This is a genomic window from Acetobacter suratthaniensis (assembly GCF_017377745.1).
Taxonomy (GTDB): domain Bacteria; phylum Pseudomonadota; class Alphaproteobacteria; order Acetobacterales; family Acetobacteraceae; genus Acetobacter; species Acetobacter suratthaniensis.
The window spans coordinates 51,789-67,178 of the sequence record NZ_JAFVMG010000012.1; the positions used below are offsets into that span (position 1 = coordinate 51,789).

A 15,390-nucleotide genomic window follows, 5' to 3' on the forward strand; every position below is an offset into this window, starting at 1 on the left:
CGCCATGCCCCGCATTCCATCCCGCCGCACGCACACTCTGCGTAGCCCCGGCTTGCGGGAAGCCGCGCCACCTCGCATGATAGGGCATGACCGCACCTGTCTTTTCCGCCTCGGCGCAGCGTGATTGGGAAACTCTCCTGACATGGCGGCGCGATGTCAGGCATTTTCTCACGCAGCCTCTCCCCGAAGGCCTGCTTGAAACCCTGCTGCACGCCACCTGTCTGGCCCCCTCGGTTGGGCTGAGCGAGCCGTGGCGCTTCGTACGCGTGAACACACCCGAACGCCGCGCCGCCATCCGGCAGAACTTCATCCGCTGCAACAGCCACGATCTTGAAGGCCGCAGCGGAGAGGAGGCACACCGCTACGCCACACTCAAGCTCTCAGGGTTGGATGAGGCGCCGCATCATATCGCTGTTTTCTGTGATACAGCCCCGTTACAGGGGCGTGGGCTTGGCCGCGCCACCATGCCGGAAACCACCACATGGTCAGCTGTCATGGCCATTCATACATTCTGGCTGACAGCCACAGCCCACGGCGTGGGAGTTGGCTGGGTGTCCATTCTGAACCCGGCTGAAGCCACCACAACCCTCAGCATCAACCCGAACTGGCAGTTTCTGGCCTATCTCTGCGTTGGTTATGCGCGTGAACCAGCCTCCACCCCCGAACTGGAGCGCCGGGGCTGGGAGCGCCGCAACGCTGCCCGCCGCCGCTGGATCGACCGCTAACCGGCTTATACCTACGTTCGCTTACACGCCGCTCACGGGTTCGCCACAACCGGTGGTATCTGCCTGCCTGTGTGCGTAAGGGGTGTCCAGCACCCGTTCCACCTGCCACAGCCGGGCCGAACCCTGCGGCATGGAGGGGCGCAGCAGGTCAGGGCCGTGCCCTTCGGCCAGTGCGCTCATCACCCGCAGCGGGCCACCATGAGAAACAACACAGGCCGCTGTGCCAACCTCGCGCAGATCCCGCCAGAACGCCCGCACCCGCTGGCGCAAAACCTGCCCGCTTTCCCCTCCGGGGGGCGTAAAATGCTCAGGATTTGCGGCCCATTCATCCAATGCGGCGCGGCCTATCTCCTGCCATGATTTGCCCTCCCACTGGCCAAAATCCAGCTCGGCCAGACGGTCATCAACCCGCAGTTCCATACCCGTGGCTGAGGCAAGCCGCCGGGCCATGTTCAGGCAACGCTGTGCGGGCGAGGTATGGACAACCCGCCCACCGACGCCACGCGCCAGTACCGACAGGCCGGAAACAATTTTTTCCCAACCGGGATGCAACGCCACATCCGTGCGACCGTAACAGACCCCCTGAGGCACCTGAACGCGGGCATGCCTGACCAGCAACAGGGAAAAAGACCGCATGTTTCATCCTTCCTGACAACCTGCTCCAAACAAAGCACGTCCCGCACGGGATGGGGATTCAAAACGTGCTGACAGGATAGCCCTGCATTACAACCCTGCCCCTCCATTCACACCTGTCTGTCGCTCACTATAGTGTCGCAAACACTTTCCAGAGCATGAACAGGATCGTGATTTTGCCGTACGATACTGGCGACCGCATCTGACAATTCACGAACCACAACAGATGTCATAAAAGCCCGCCTATCCGCATTTTGAACCCGGTTTTTGTTTGGAGCGACAGCTTTGCTTTTTTCAGACAGACACGATGTTATTTTCCCCGGATGGGATTCTGGAGACCCCGGTTCGCCAGAACAACGTTCCATATGGTTGTACGGAATCGAGCCGGGTTTTCATAAAAAAATCGACGCGATCAACACCTACGATGAACCCATAACCCCTGACAGGCACAACAACACGGTTCATTACCAGTGGGATATCAGAAAATGGCCATTCAACCGTAAAGCGCTGATGCTCATAGCCGTTATCGAAGGAATGCCGGTCACGCCGAATTTCACACAGGATGCCCGGCGCTATGCCGGAGAGCACAAAATATTCGAACGCAATGGTAAAGGTTACTTCAAGGGTAATCTTTTTCCACAGCAGAGCAATAATACCGGCTCATGGAGCGACAGGGCCATAGAAGAAACGGGCTTTCAGAGCAAATCTGATTTTTACGATTTTTTTCGTGATTATTTTGGAAACCTTCACCGCATTGTTGTCGCCCGTGCACCCAGACTATTTATCGGGGTGGGCCTGACCCATGCCGATGACTTCGCAAAGGTAGTTTTCGGCCAGTATGTCAGACTGGAGCAGACGACTTTTGAAATCAACGGACACAGAAAAAAAATCCTGCTGGCCGATGGCCCAACACCACTCGCCGTTATTCCACATCTAACTGGCGGCTCCCACGGCCTGAACAGCTATAAGTCCATTCAAACAGCGGGGGCCATCATTCGTAACCGCTTCCGCCTTTGAACGGAACAGACCGCGAGAAACAACTACAGCCGTTTTTATACATCGGCCTCAGCCCCGTGACCCGGATGTTTTTACCCGGGTCAAGGGCTGCCCAACACCACAAAATACCCCAGCCAGAGCCCTGCCCCACCGGCGGACACGGCCATGAAGGGCGGCCGATTGACCTGAGCCCTGCACAGGCTATATATTATAACTAAATATTTTCCATATCAAATATATCCACGCTAACACTCTGGGGCCAACATGACTGACACGCGCGGCGGTATCGCGCTGGACGAGACCCGTTTTCCAGACATGGAACTGACCCTGCGTATCATGCGGCTGGCAACCCTGTGGCGCACCCGGCTGGACAGAGCCTTGCGACCACACGGCATGACCATGGCCCTGATGCGCCCGCTGGCTTACCTGACCATGCTGCCCGATGGCGCAACCCAGAGCGATCTGGCCTGCGCCATGAATGTAGACTGCTCGGCACTGGTGCGCGTGCTGGACATGCTTGAAAAACAAGGACTGGTTTCACGCCAGCCGGACAGGCACGACCGCCGGGCCAAACGTCTTGTGCTGACACAGGCCGGGCAGGCCCAGTGCGCCCTGTTTCACCAGATCGCAACCGGGCTGGAACATGAAAACCGTGCCGCCCTGCCACCCGAAAGCATTGCCGCCCTGATAACCGGCCTGAGCACCCTGCTGGCCAACCCGGACACATTGGCCACCGCCCCCTCCGGCACCAACGTGCAAGCCGAGGCCCAGCACCCCGAGCAGGAGCCACCCCATGCGCCCTGACCCTCAGGCCACCCCGCACGGCCTGCCCGCGCCTGCCCACTGGCCCAGTCTGTCCGCCGGTCTTTTACACCTGCTGGGCCTGACCCCCTTTGGTAACGAAACCCGCTGGAAAACCTTTGTCGCCACCAGCGCTTATGCAGGACGGGTTTTTCTATCCATTGGCATTGCGGTGTTTCTGGCCTTCCTGTTCCAGCTTCAGTCCCCCATCAGTGCGGCGACAACGGTCATGATCGTGGCCAACCCCACCGTGGGGGCCATGGTTTCCAAAAGTCTGTGGCGTATCATTGGCACACTGATTGGCGCGACCATCAGTGTCGGTATCATGGCCGCCTTTGTGCAGTCTCCCGTGCTCTACTTCATGGCGCTGGCGGTGTTTGTGGGCATTGCCTGCGCGGTTGCAACCTTCCTGCGCTATTTCCGGGCCTATGCCGCAGTACTGACGGGTTATACCATCGTCATTATCGCCTCTCCCGCCTTTGCGGAGCCTGAGGGCATTTTCCTGTCCGCCATGAGCCGTCTTTCCGCAGTGACAGTGGGTGTGGTGGTTACGGCCTGCGTGTTCATGATTACCTCGCCACGTAAACCGGGCAGTATCATGGCCGGGCTGGGCGGGGCTTTTCGCGATACGGTGCGCCATGCGTGGCTGTTCCACTCAGCCGAAAGCAGCCGCACAGCAACTGTTCCGGCCGATGCGCTTGATAAGCTTGAAAACGCCGAACGCACCGCCAGCCTGACAAGCTTCCGCGCCCTGCCGCAGCCCGTTTATGACAGCCGCAGCAAACTGCTGGCACACATGGCCGGGCTGGCCCCCGCCATTGAATACGCCGCAACAGACGACCCCGATATGCTCGCCCGCGTGCGCAACCTGCGGCTGGCACTCAGCCGCCTGACGGGTCTGATCGTCAGTTACCACCCCTACTGGTTAACCCTTGAGGAAGCCGGGCAGGAAACCCACGATATTCACGCCCAGATGGCCGATACACTGGGCAGGCTGCTGGAACTGACAGAAAACCCGGCATGGCTGGAAGACCCCGCCCCGCTCACGGCCTGCCTGCGCGAAGCCCTGCATGCCCTTGAACGGCTTTCCCATGAGCCCCAGCCCCCCGCCGTGCTGGCCGCACTCGACAACACGCGCGATACGCTGGTTCAGATGGATCTGGCGCTGCACAACCTGACAAGCCGCGCCCCCGTTAAATCCGGGGCCGTTATCCTGCCCTATCTCGACTGGTTTACCGCCCTGCGCAACGGCGCACGCGGCACGCTTATTGCCATGCTGGCCGGACTGTTATGGTATGTTTTCCACTGGAGCACCGGCCCGCTTCTGATTGTTTATGTTGTGGCGGCCTCCAGCCTGCTCTCCACAGCGCCTTCCGCCGCCAAGGCCAGCCCGATGATGGCGGCTGGCACAGCGCTGGCCGTGCCGATGGGTTTCCTGTGCCACACACTGGCCCTGCCGCGCATAGACGGATACCCCCTGCTTTGGCTGGCGCTCTGCCTGTTCCTGCTGCCGGGCGTGTGGTTCCAGTTCCACCCCCGTTACAGTCTGGCGGCTTTTGGCTACGCGGTGTTCTTTACCATGATGCTCTCGGTCAATAATCCCATCGTGTATGATGACCTGAACCTGACCAATAACTGGATGACCATGTGTGCCGCCTGCGCCCTGCTGGCGGTTGTTTTCCGGGTTATCCTGCCTGCCGACCACCGGCTGGATGCGGCGCGGCTGGTTTCGTCCCTTGTGCGCGCGGTGCAGCATCTGGCCAATGCCCCCACGCGCGGCGGCATGCAGTGGGTTGCATGGGAAGGTATGCAGCTTCAGAAAATCTCACGGCTGATGATGCGCCTTTCCTTTGTCCCCACCGGGCTGGACCGTCAGGGCTACACGGATGCAGCGTTTACCGTGCTCTCGCTCGGGCGGCTTATCGTGCGGTTGCGCTGGAATGTGACCCATGCCGGGCTGAACCCACAGGCACGCAAGGCACTGGAAACCGCCATGCAGGCTTTTTCCACATTACGCAAAAATCCGGCGGCCACAGCACAGGCACTCCAGCATGCGGCCCACCAGATCGAGAGCATAACCACCGAGGAAAAAGGTCTGGTCATCAACCGCGACCGCGTTGTGTCCTGCTTAGAACAGGCGGCCAGCATCATTCTGGCGGTGCCGGGCTTTTTCCATCATCGTGGCCCGATCCATGCCGCGGCGGACCCCACCATGACCCAGCCCGCCCCCCCGGCCATTCCGGTAACCCTAATGCCCCGTTAAAAATACGAAAACGAAACGACCTTATTTTTCCGTTAAGTTTTACATGGGGCTATACAATTGCGGGAAAGTTCCTCAACAACAAAACTGTATCAATGAATTTAATTTTATCAGCTTAAAGCCGTTTTTAAAGAACTGGAACGCCATTCAGCTTTTATAGATATGTCATAGAAACAATTATCAAGAAGACATATCATGGCGCATTCAGGTGACTCTGCTCCCAAAAAAGCCAACCCCGCCCCGCTCGGACTTGTCGGGTTCGGCCTGACCACCATCCTGCTCAACCTGCATAATTCCGGCCTTCTGCCCATGGGGTCGGCCATTCTGGCCATGGGGCTGGTGGTGGGCGGTGCGGCACAGATTCTGGCAGGCCTGCTTGAATACCCTTCAGGCAATACCTTCGGGCTCACCGCCTTTGTCTCCTATGGTGCATTCTGGATTTCGCTCGTAGCCCTGATTGCCCTGCCGCATACAGGCATTGTGCCAGCCAGCACCCCGGCCATGGTAGGCAGCTACCTGCTGCTGTGGGGCCTGTTTACGCTGTTCATGTTTGTCGGCACGCTGCGGGCCACCCGCGCACATCAGGTCATTTTTGGCACGCTGGTTATCCTGTTTGCCATGCTTGGCCTGTCCGAGCTGCTTGAACTGCCCGGACTGAGTGTCATTGCCGGGTATGAAGGTCTGTTCTGCGGTTTCTCTGCTGTGTATCTGGCCGCTGCCGAAGTGCTCGAAGCCCAGTTCGGCCATGATGTGCTGCCGGTTGGCCGCCCGGCCCCGGCTCCTGTGGTTTATACGGCCGCCGTTGCCTGAACAGGGCCGCGCTGGTTTCTCGTATCAAGCCACGGCCCTCCTGATCTCTCCCGTGGCTTGTCACTCCCCCGGCGGCCCCTCCCGCCGGGGGAGGCCGCACATACTCCTCCTTACGTAAACCTGCTGCCCCGCCTTACAGAGCGCGTAAATCGTGCAGGGCGTGAGCAGGAATATCCTCCAGTCGGGCAGGCTGCCAGAGCGGCGCGTTATCACGGTCAACCAGCCGGGCGCGGATACCCTCGGCAATATCAGGGCGCTCCAGCACATGCTGCACCAGCTCACGCTCCACCTCAAAAACGGCCTCAAGCGTCTCTAGCGCTCTGGCGCGGTGCCATCCATGCCATGCGGCTTCAAGCGAAAACGGGCTGGCACGCCCCATGTCTTCCAGATCCTGCCGGGCTTCGGGCAGGGGGCAGGACTGTAACCGCTCGATAACCTCAGCCACGCTTGCCGCCGCATAGCACTGCTCCAGCACCGGGGGCAGCGCCAGCCCCGCCGCACCCTGCTCCTGCATGGAGGCAAAAACCTGCGCGGGCAACGTGTGGGCCAGCGCATCGCGCAGGCTGTCGAGTGTTTCTGAGGGGGCATGAATATCCGCAAGCCCCATGGCAACGGCCTGCCCGGCATCCATCCGCCCCCCTGTCAGGGCCAACCGCAGCCCTGCAAGCCCCTGCGTGCGCGAGAGCAGCCATGACCCGCCTGCATCCGGTACAAGCCCGATCCCGGTTTCTGGCATGGCCAGCACGGAGCGCTCGGTCACCACGCGCCAGGGCACATGGCAACCAAGCCCCACACCGCCCCCCATGGTAATGCCATCAAGAAAGGACACGACAGGCTTGGGATACGCCGCCAGTTGCCGCATGGTGTCATACGCACGATCCATCAGCGCAAAGGCGCGCTCCGGCCCGTCTGCCAGCAGCGCCTCGCGGATGGCCCGCAGGTCTCCCCCCGCGCAGAAAGCCCGTGGGCTGCTACTTTCAATCAACACCACCTGTACGCTGTCATCATCGCGCCAGACATCCAGCACCGCACTGATACCGCGTGCCAGCCCCGCATCCAGTGCGTTGAGCTTTCTGGGACGGTCGAGCACCAACCGTCCCATATGGCCGACCTGCGAGACCGTCAGCCCTTCCACCTCTGAAAGAACAGCTTCCGTCATTGCTTTCCTCCTTATTTCATGCACAAACAGCACGGGTACGAGCACATTCCCTGATATAACAAGGAGAGCAGATGTCGGCTCCACAGACCAGCGCCTATCGTGATGCCATGGCCAGACTTGGCGCAGCTGTGAACGTGGTCACCACCGGAACTCTGGAAAATCCTGTAGGCTTTACCGCCTCAGCCGTCTGTTCCGTAACGGACACCCCGCCCACCCTGCTGGTTTGCCTGAACCGCACCAGCCGGGCGCGCGAGTCCTTTCATGTGGGTGCGGCGTTGTGCGTCAATGTGCTGTCCTCCACGCAGGAAGAGCTTTCAGGCCACTTTGCCAGCGCCAACAGCATGGAAGAGCGCTTTGCTCTGGGCCACTGGGATACGCTGGCCACCGGCGCTCCCGCCCTGCAGGAAGCCGTGGCTACCTTTGACTGCGTTATCAGTCAGATTGTGGAAGTCGGCACCCATAGCGTGCTGTTTGGCACCGTACAGGCGCTACGCTCCAACGACGATGCGGACGGGCTGGCCTATTTCCGCCGAGCCTATCATATTCTCAAACGTATTCTGCCGTAACAGCACACCCGACCAGCGGTGCTGATAACAAAAAAGGGGCCAATGGCCCCTTTTTCTTTTCTATCGCCTCAGGCTGTCCAGGCTGCTCAGCCTTCAGCCCCGGTGATAAGCCACGGCGCCACCGGCAGATTTTTTTCCTTCAGGAACGCCGGGTTGAACAGCTTGGACTCGTAGCGTGCCCCGCCATCTGCCAGAATAGTGACAATCCGGTGCCCCGGCCCGAGCTTACGCGCCGTGCGGATAGCCGCCGCGACATTGATACCCGAAGACCCCCCGACCGACAGCCCTTCCTCACCCAGCAGACCGTAAATGATATCCAGCGCCTCGGGGTCAGGGATACGCTCGGCATCATCAATCGGCGCGCCTTCAAGATTGCCCGTCACACGCGACTGGCCAATGCCTTCGGTAATGGACGATCCCTCAACCGACAGGTCGTTATTCTTGACCCAGCCATACAGGCCCGAACCTTCTGGGTCGGCCAGCACAATGCGCGGGGGCTTTACCCCTGCGCGGGCTGCCGCATCATGCAGGCCCAGCGCCGTACCGGCCAGCGTGCCGCCCGTGCCGCATGCGCAGGTAAAGGCATCAATCCGCCCATCCATCTGCTGCCAGATTTCCTGCGCCGTGGTGGCGCGGTGGCCTTCGCGGTTGGCCAGATTGTCAAACTGATTAGCCCAGACCCAGCCATTTTCCTCAGCCAGCCTGCGCGAAACATGCACGTAATTGCCCGGATCACGATACGGCTTGGCCGGAACCAGCCGCAGATCGGCACCGATCATCCGCAGAAAGCCGATTTTCTCGCGGCTCTGGGTTTCGGGCATGACAATAACGCAGCGATACCCACGCGCATTGGCCACCAGCGTCAGGCCGATGCCGGTATTCCCCGCAGTCCCTTCCACCAATGTGCCGCCGGGCTTGAGAATGCCGCGCTTTTCCGCATCTTCAATAATGGCCAGCCCCGCGCGGTCTTTGACCGAACCACCGGGGTTCATGAACTCGGCCTTGCCGTATATCTCACAGCCCGTGGCCTCAGACGCGCGGCGCAGGAGCACAAGCGGCGTCCCCCCCACAGCGGCGGGCATATCAGCGGAAAGGGTTTTCCAGCCGGGATGAGAGGGAGAAACGGCGCGATCGGTCATCTGCTCTGCCTTGAAAATACTGTCTGTGCGTGCGGACCAAACGGAACCCGGATTACTGACCTGCATCCGGTTCCTGTTCAGCATCATATACCACCTCAAGCACCGCGCACCAAGGATAGCGCGGATCGTAACTGCCTGAGGGTGCAGCCAAAAGACCATTGCTGTCCACGGGGGCGTGGGTCAGGGCCACGGCATCGTCTATATTACCGCCGATAATACTGATCTGCTGGCCAAAAGGCTGGCCCCGCTGCCCTGTGGCCACCACATAGCCGCAATGCGCCGGAAAGCCGTAAGCGGTGGGCAGGCTGGAAAACCGTACCGTAGTCCGGCTGGCCCCACGGGCAACACACACCAGATCGCCCGGCCGGGGGGCATACTGGGCCGGATCATGGGCGCGCAGAACAGGGGACTGCCCGGACGCCGCAGCATTAATATAGGTGGCGTGGTTGGGAGAATACGGGAAACGGTCATTCGCCCCCGCCACACGCATAACATAGGAAATGAACGCCGCCGACCAAGCGTAGCTGCCATCCTGCTCGAAGCGGAACAACGCGCCGCTGCCATCATGTTTGCCTGTCCAGGCGGCTTCCTTCATGTCCGGCCCCATGCCGATCCACCAGTATTCGCCCACACGCTGCCAAAGACCCGGCGCGCGCTCGGGCTTGATGGCGGCACTTTCCGGCTCGGGCCGGTCCAGCGGGTTGTCATCATTGACCGGGCTACCGAACATCCGCCATTCGCGCATGGCAATGGCCACCACATCCTGCCGGTTGAATGGCTCATAATTACGGGTGGCAAAATCCGGCACATGGCCGCCATAGTTTGAAGACGCGGCCCCCGGCCAGTGTCCTTGCCCCACCGGGGCTGATGGGCTGGTTGCACAGGCGGCAAGACACAGCGGAGCCAGAAGAACGGCGTAAGGCGCGCGCGACATCGTTTTTCCTACCAGATCAGAAGCCCTGAGACGGTTTGCCCGGTGCAGCCGCCCCAAAGCGCAGGAGTGGAAAACACGTCCCCTCCCGCATCCCGACTACAATGGAACATCCGCCCCAGCGTGTCCATTGAACTCGGAAGCATCTCAGCCCGGCGGTGTGCTGATTTCAGCCAGAACACCCTGCACACAGCGCACGGCGTCCTCGGGGGCGAGTTCCACCACCAGCCCGCGGCCGCCCCCGTTGATATACAGCCTGTCCAGACCGGCCAGACTGGCATCGAACACCACAGGCAGGACGGCATGTCCACCAAACGGGCTGATCCCGCCAACCTGAAAGCCAGTCAGACTTTCAGCCCGCTCCGGGGGCAGCATGCGCGCCTTGTTCCCACCGAACACGGCGGCCAGCCGGTTCAGATCCACCCGATGGTGAACCGGAATAGCCGCGCATACGACCCGTTTTTTATCAATTTCGGCCAGCAGGGTCTTGAACACATGCCCCTGCTCCATACCAATGCCTTCCGCCGCATGCAGCCCAACCTTGCCCGGTTCGGAAACATACTCGTAATCGTGCATGACATAAGCAATGCCATGTGCATCCAAAAACCGGGTGGAAGGCGTATCAAAGCGCTCGGCCACGGGATTATCCTGCGTGTGCATACCGCTCAAGCGACGGGTTCCTGCTTGCCAAATTCGGGAAAGAGCGAAAGCAGGCCCGCCTGTGTCGCGGGGCAGCAGCCCTTTTCCGTAATCAGCCCTGTAACCAGCCGCGCGGGCGTAACATCAAAAGCCGGGTTTGCGGCGCCGCTGCCATCAGGCGTGATCTGCACGCGCGTAATATTGCCTGCCTCATCACGTCCGCCAACATGCGTCACTTCCGAGGCCGCGCGCTCCTCGATCGGAATTTCGCTTATGCCGTCTGCAACCGTCCAGTCTATGGTGGTGGAGGGCAGCGCAACCCAGAACGGCACATCATTATCCCGCGCGGCCAGCGCCTTGAGATAGGTGCCAATCTTGTTGGCGACATCGCCCGAGCGGGTCACGCGGTCGGTGCCGACAATGACAATATCCACCTGCCCATGCTGCATCAGATGCCCGCCCGCGTTATCCGCGATAACGGTATGCGGCACGCCGTGGCTACCCAGCTCCCATGCTGTCAGGGCAGCCCCCTGATTACGCGGGCGGGTTTCATCAACCCAGACATGCACATCCAGCCCTTCATCATGGGCCATATAGATAGGCGCCAGCGCCGTACCCCAATCCACGGTGGCAATCCAGCCTGCATTGCAATGCGTCAGAATATTGACACGCTTGCCCCCGGCCGCCAGCGCGCGCAGCAGTTCCAGCCCATGACGGCCAATGGCTTCGTTCTGGGCTGCATCCTCATCACAGATCAGCCCGGCTTCAGCATAGGCTGCGGCCGCGCGATCAGTCGGGGTGAGCGGGCGCAGGCGGGTCAGCATTCTTTCAATGGCCCAGCGCAGGTTTATCGCCGTGGGGCGGGTGGCAGCCAGCATGGCGGCCGTCTGCTCCAGCGTCGTGTCATCGGCTGCATTGCGCAACCCCAGCGCCAGCCCGTACGCCGCCACAGCCCCGATCAGCGGCGCACCACGCACCTGCATGGTGCGAATGGCGTGGGCCACCTCATCGGGCGTGACAAGCGTGAGAATATCCAGCGCGAACGGCAGACGGGTCTGGTCAAAAATATGAATGCTCCAGCCGTCTTTTTCATCGACCCAGACACTGCGGTAAGGGGTGCCATTGATTTTCATGGAATTACTCTCAAGCCCCGAAGGCAAAACATGAAGAAAACGGAAGCCCCGATCATAAAGCCACAACCCGGCACGGGCAACACTCCACCCCAACAAGAACAGTCAGAGAACAGATAACGGCAAGATCATATTAGGGACTGATATTTATTCATGCCTTTGTACAGTATTTTTTGCATTTTCGGTAGTTTTTGTTATGTAGAGCGGGAACAGCCCAAACATCTGTCGCGGCATGTCCTCGCGGGTAAGGGGCATGATTTTTTCTTTATCAGAAAACCCGTTGCATGTTCACGAACAATCAAAAACATGCCTTGAAGGAAGATTAACAATGAGTGAAACCCGCAAGCGCCGCACGACAAAAGCCGCAGCCCCCGAAACCGCCCCGGCACCTGCTCCCAAAAAACGTGCGCCACGGGCAAAGGCAATCGCAACCGAGAGCGTTGCCGCTCCGGTTGAGCCGACCACCACCCGCAAAACCCGCACGGCAAAAGCCGTGAAAGCGGCTCCGGCTTCACGCGCTGCCAAGGCTGTCGCACCCAAGGCCGCCCCGAAGGCCGAACGCAAGACCACCAAAGCTGCGGCCAAGCCCGTTGCAAAAACCGAAACCAAGGCCAAAACAAAAACCGCTGGCCGCGCCGCAACCGTGCAGAAAGCCGCCGCCCAGCCTGTAGCGCCAGCCAAGAGCACGCGCAAAACCGCTGCAAAGCCTGCTGCAAAAGCTGTCGCTGCTCCCGCCCCCAAGGCGACCCGCGCCAGCGCAAAACCGGCTAAAGCCGCTGCTGCCAAGCCCGCCCCCAAAGCAAGCACCCGCCGCGCAGCGGAAACCGCTTCGGCCAGCAACGCTATTTCCGCTGTTGAAAAGCTGCGCCTCGTGCAGGAACGCCGCCGCAGCAAGCGTTATGAGCGCCTCGCAGCCGAAGCCGCCGAGCAGGCAGCCCCGACCCGTGGCAAGCGCAAGGCCGCCCCGGCAAAGCGCACCCGCGCGACCAAAGGCTGAGCTACAAAAAACACGCGCCCGGCAGGACATTTTTCCTGCCGGGCGCGGCACCCTTGCCTGAGCTGATTGACCCGGCTTTATTCTCGCCGGTTTTAACTGGCAGTTTCAGGCAGGCAGTCCCCCGCCAGAGCGGAGGCTGCACGCAATTCGCCTACTGGCTGACCGTTCCAGTTCACCAGCCTGCGCCGCATGTAATGATGCAGTACCGGGCTATCCTCTTTCCCAAAACGGGCAATCAGGGCCGCGGCCGCTGTTTCTGCCGCACGCACGCCTCCATCCCGACATTTCACGGCAATGCCCAGACCCTGCTCCGGCAATGCCACGACCATAACGCCCTCAGCGCCCATTTTGGTCAGCACGCGTGGGGCCAAAGCCTCCATTACACGGGTATCGAACTGGCCCGTGCCAGCAATCATGAAGGGATTGGCCGCAATAGCCGCCCGCAGACGCGCTGCGGCCTCTGCACGGGTAGCACCCAGCCCCTGTCCAGTGGCAAACCGGGCGAAAGCCAGCGCCAGGGCATCCAGCGGTACAGCCCATGTGGGAATGGCGCAGCCATCCGTGCCCTGATTATCATGGGTGTGGGCAATGCCGGTTACATCCGCCAGCACATGGGCAACAGTCTGCATAACGGGGTGTTCCACCCCGACATAGCCTGCCGGGTCATGCCCACCCGCACAGGACAGGCAGACAAAACCGGCATGCTTACCAGAACAGCAGTTATGCACCGCACGGGCTGGCTGGCCACAAACCGCCAGCGCTCGCGCCGCCGTGCCATCTAGTGGCCAGTGCACACCGCATTCCAGCGCACCATCATCATACCCCGCACGGGCCAGCATGTCGGTCGCAACCGCAACATGCTCCGGCTCCCCCTGATGCGAGGCGCAGGCCAGCGCCAGAGCCGCATCAGGCAGGGAAAAACGGGCAGCAGCCCCCTCTGTCAGCAAAGGCAGCGCCTGCAACGCCTTGACAGTCGAGCGGGGGAAAATGGCCGTTGCGACATCGCCCGCCGCAAAAACTGTCCGCCCGCTGGCATCCACCACCGCCACGGCACCATAATGGCGGGATTCCACCCGACCACCGCGCGTTGTTTCCGCCAGCAGGACATCCCCCGCAAGCACGTCTGACGAGCAGGCTGAAAAGGGTGTATTCTGGTTCACGGCCGTGGCTCCATTGGCTGTCAGGGACTCTTGATCCGCCGCAGCATAGGGCTACACCACAATCCGGCAAGAACCCTCAGGCGCCACTCAGCCAGTAACAGGGGGCGCAAAACGCGGCTGTATGATCAGGCTCCGCCTCCAGCGCCTCCGCCACCATCGCACGGCGCAGGCGCAGCACCATGCCGGGGCCGCTCTCCTGCTCCTCGGCGCGGGTTTCATCCAACCATGCCAGCCATGGCACCACCCCACCCCGCTCGGTCAGCATAAGCGGAGTGCGGCGGCTTAGCGGCAGGCCGTGTTCCAGCAGCCGGGCCGCCCGGCCCTGCGTCTCCACCAGATACAGAAAACCGTCCTCACCCGCCCGCCCACTTAAGGACGCCACCGCGACAGGGCTAAGGCGTATTTCTTCGGGCAAAAAAACAGTCCGGGGCAAAGGCGGCAGGGGCAGAGAAAACAGATCCGCCTGACAACCCGCTGCCAGCACGCCCCCCACGCTGGAAGCATCTGCTGCCGCCACGGGGCCGATCACCCCCGGGCCACCACCGCCTTGCTGGCGCAACGGCACACGGCCCGGCCCACCTGTACGCCCCCGCGCACGGCCTGCACCCTGTGGCGGCGCCACCCGGTCAAAACCGGAAAAACCCGGCTGTTCAGGAATGAAACCCGGTTTTCTGGCCATTCATTGTTCCGTTCCGGCTCCCTGCACGCCGTCTGCCTTGCCCTGCCGCCCGGCACAGGTCGCGCACAGCCCTTCCACCTCAACCGATGCACTCTGCATGGTAAAAGCCTTTTCACGGCAGACCGTGCGGAGCATGTCCAGAATACGCGGCGTGTCGGCAATTTCCGTCACCCCCCCGCACGCGCGACAGATCAGAAACTGGGCGGCATGCACGCCGCAGGCCCCATGCTCATGCCCGCAGGCCGAAGCCCCACCCTGCATGGGCTGAGAGGCCGGGAAATCATGGGCATGGGTATCACCTTCGCCCTCATGCGACAGATGGGTACACGGCACGAAAGCAGACAGCCGCTCGATCCGGTGGATCAATCCGTGCTCAAGCAAAAAATCCAGCGCCCTATACACGGTCGGCGGCGCTGGCCTGCGATCGGAAACACGCAGCCGTTCAAGCAGATCATACGCCCCCACCGGCGCATCGGCCTGCAGGATAAGACCCAGCACATCGCGGCGCTGCGGTGTCATGCGCCCTCCCTGCCGGGCGCAGAGTGTTGCGGCGCACTCAAGCAGCCCGCGCGTATGTTCGGAAAAACCATACGAATCAGCCGCCTGCGCCGCAGAGACGCCCCCGGTGGATACGGGCGCGCCATCGGCTGTAGCCGGGGCCGGGTTACGCGAGCGGGCTGGGTGCGGGGTGCGGGGCATGTTCATCTTCCGTTCTCGTTCTTTGGTAGCCTAACCGAGCTGCCAGCGGAAGACCAGACATGAACA

Annotated in this window: 16 protein-coding genes; 7 read left to right on the forward strand and 9 right to left on the reverse strand. The window is 61.2% G+C overall.

The features are described from left to right. Window positions 1–86: 86 nt before the first annotated feature. Entirely contained in the window at window positions 87–725 is a 639-nt protein-coding gene (gene bluB, locus J2D75_RS10855; RefSeq protein WP_207854845.1) for a 5,6-dimethylbenzimidazole synthase, read from the forward strand. A gap of 21 nt (window positions 726–746) precedes the next feature. Here bluB and J2D75_RS10860 read toward each other — a convergent pair whose 3' ends face one another. Then, entirely contained in the window at window positions 747–1,361 is a 615-nt protein-coding gene (locus J2D75_RS10860) for a histidine phosphatase family protein (RefSeq protein ID WP_207854846.1), read from the reverse strand. Window positions 1,362–1,643: 282 nt separating this feature from the next. Here J2D75_RS10860 and J2D75_RS10865 point away from each other — a divergent pair, with 282 nt between their 5' ends. From J2D75_RS10865 to J2D75_RS10880, 4 genes are all read left to right on the forward strand, one after another. Next, entirely contained in the window at window positions 1,644–2,375 is a 732-nt protein-coding gene (locus J2D75_RS10865) for a hypothetical protein (RefSeq protein ID WP_207854847.1), read from the forward strand. Window positions 2,376–2,618: 243 nt separating this feature from the next. Then, entirely contained in the window at window positions 2,619–3,158 is a 540-nt protein-coding gene (locus J2D75_RS10870; protein ID WP_207854848.1) for a MarR family winged helix-turn-helix transcriptional regulator, read from the forward strand. After that, window positions 3,148–5,418, forward strand: a complete 2,271-nt coding sequence (locus tag J2D75_RS10875; protein WP_207854849.1) for an FUSC family protein — start codon at window positions 3,148–3,150, stop codon at window positions 5,416–5,418. The genes J2D75_RS10870 and J2D75_RS10875 overlap by 11 nt, the downstream gene beginning before the upstream one ends. Before the next feature lie 192 nt (window positions 5,419–5,610). Next, the gene (locus tag J2D75_RS10880) at window positions 5,611–6,225 is read left to right on the forward strand and encodes an acetate uptake transporter (protein WP_207854850.1); all 615 of its coding nucleotides are present in this window, start codon (window positions 5,611–5,613) and stop codon (window positions 6,223–6,225) included. A gap of 133 nt (window positions 6,226–6,358) precedes the next feature. On the opposite strand, the gene J2D75_RS10885 is transcribed toward J2D75_RS10880, so the two are convergent. Continuing rightward, entirely contained in the window at window positions 6,359–7,384 is a 1,026-nt protein-coding gene (locus J2D75_RS10885) for an enoyl-CoA hydratase/isomerase family protein (RefSeq protein WP_207854851.1), read from the reverse strand. Window positions 7,385–7,455: 71 nt separating this feature from the next. Between J2D75_RS10885 and J2D75_RS10890 the strand changes: the two genes are divergently transcribed. Further along, window positions 7,456–7,950 (forward strand): flavin reductase, encoded by a 495-nt coding sequence (locus J2D75_RS10890; protein ID WP_207854852.1) that lies wholly within the window; start codon window positions 7,456–7,458, stop codon window positions 7,948–7,950. Window positions 7,951–8,036: 86 nt separating this feature from the next. Here J2D75_RS10890 and J2D75_RS10895 read toward each other — a convergent pair whose 3' ends face one another. The 4 genes from J2D75_RS10895 to mtnA all read right to left on the reverse strand — a co-directional run bounded on the left by J2D75_RS10895 (window position 8,037) and on the right by mtnA (window position 11,792). Continuing rightward, window positions 8,037–9,089, reverse strand: a complete 1,053-nt coding sequence (locus J2D75_RS10895) for a cysteine synthase A (protein ID WP_207854853.1) — start codon at window positions 9,087–9,089, stop codon at window positions 8,037–8,039. Window positions 9,090–9,141: 52 nt separating this feature from the next. After that, window positions 9,142–10,023: a DUF2272 domain-containing protein gene (locus J2D75_RS10900; protein ID WP_207854854.1), complete on the reverse strand. Its 882-nt coding sequence runs from the start codon at window positions 10,021–10,023 to the stop codon at window positions 9,142–9,144. 144 nt (window positions 10,024–10,167) lie between these two features. Beyond that, window positions 10,168–10,680, reverse strand: a complete 513-nt coding sequence (locus J2D75_RS10905; protein ID WP_207854876.1) for an aminoacyl-tRNA deacylase — start codon at window positions 10,678–10,680, stop codon at window positions 10,168–10,170. Between the two features lie 5 nt (window positions 10,681–10,685). Then, window positions 10,686–11,792, reverse strand: coding sequence for an S-methyl-5-thioribose-1-phosphate isomerase (mtnA, locus tag J2D75_RS10910; RefSeq protein WP_207854855.1), 1,107 nt, complete (start codon window positions 11,790–11,792; stop codon window positions 10,686–10,688). A 325-nt stretch (window positions 11,793–12,117) separates the two neighbouring features. On the opposite strand from mtnA, the gene J2D75_RS10915 reads away from it, so the two are divergent. Beyond that, window positions 12,118–12,786, forward strand: coding sequence for a histone (locus J2D75_RS10915; protein WP_207854856.1), 669 nt, complete (start codon window positions 12,118–12,120; stop codon window positions 12,784–12,786). 92 nt (window positions 12,787–12,878) lie between these two features. On the opposite strand, the gene J2D75_RS10920 is transcribed toward J2D75_RS10915, so the two are convergent. The 3 genes from J2D75_RS10920 to J2D75_RS10930 form a co-directional block, all read right to left on the reverse strand. Beyond that, window positions 12,879–13,946 carry an asparaginase gene (locus tag J2D75_RS10920; RefSeq protein ID WP_265783015.1) on the reverse strand — a complete coding sequence of 356 codons (1,068 nt, stop codon included), beginning with the start codon at window positions 13,944–13,946 and terminating at the stop codon, window positions 12,879–12,881. 76 nt (window positions 13,947–14,022) lie between these two features. Then, window positions 14,023–14,625 carry a hypothetical protein gene (locus J2D75_RS14460; protein WP_243428695.1) on the reverse strand — a complete coding sequence of 201 codons (603 nt, stop codon included), beginning with the start codon at window positions 14,623–14,625 and terminating at the stop codon, window positions 14,023–14,025. Next, window positions 14,626–15,324, reverse strand: coding sequence for a transcriptional repressor (locus J2D75_RS10930; protein WP_207854857.1), 699 nt, complete (start codon window positions 15,322–15,324; stop codon window positions 14,626–14,628). Window positions 15,325–15,390 lie beyond the last annotated feature (66 nt).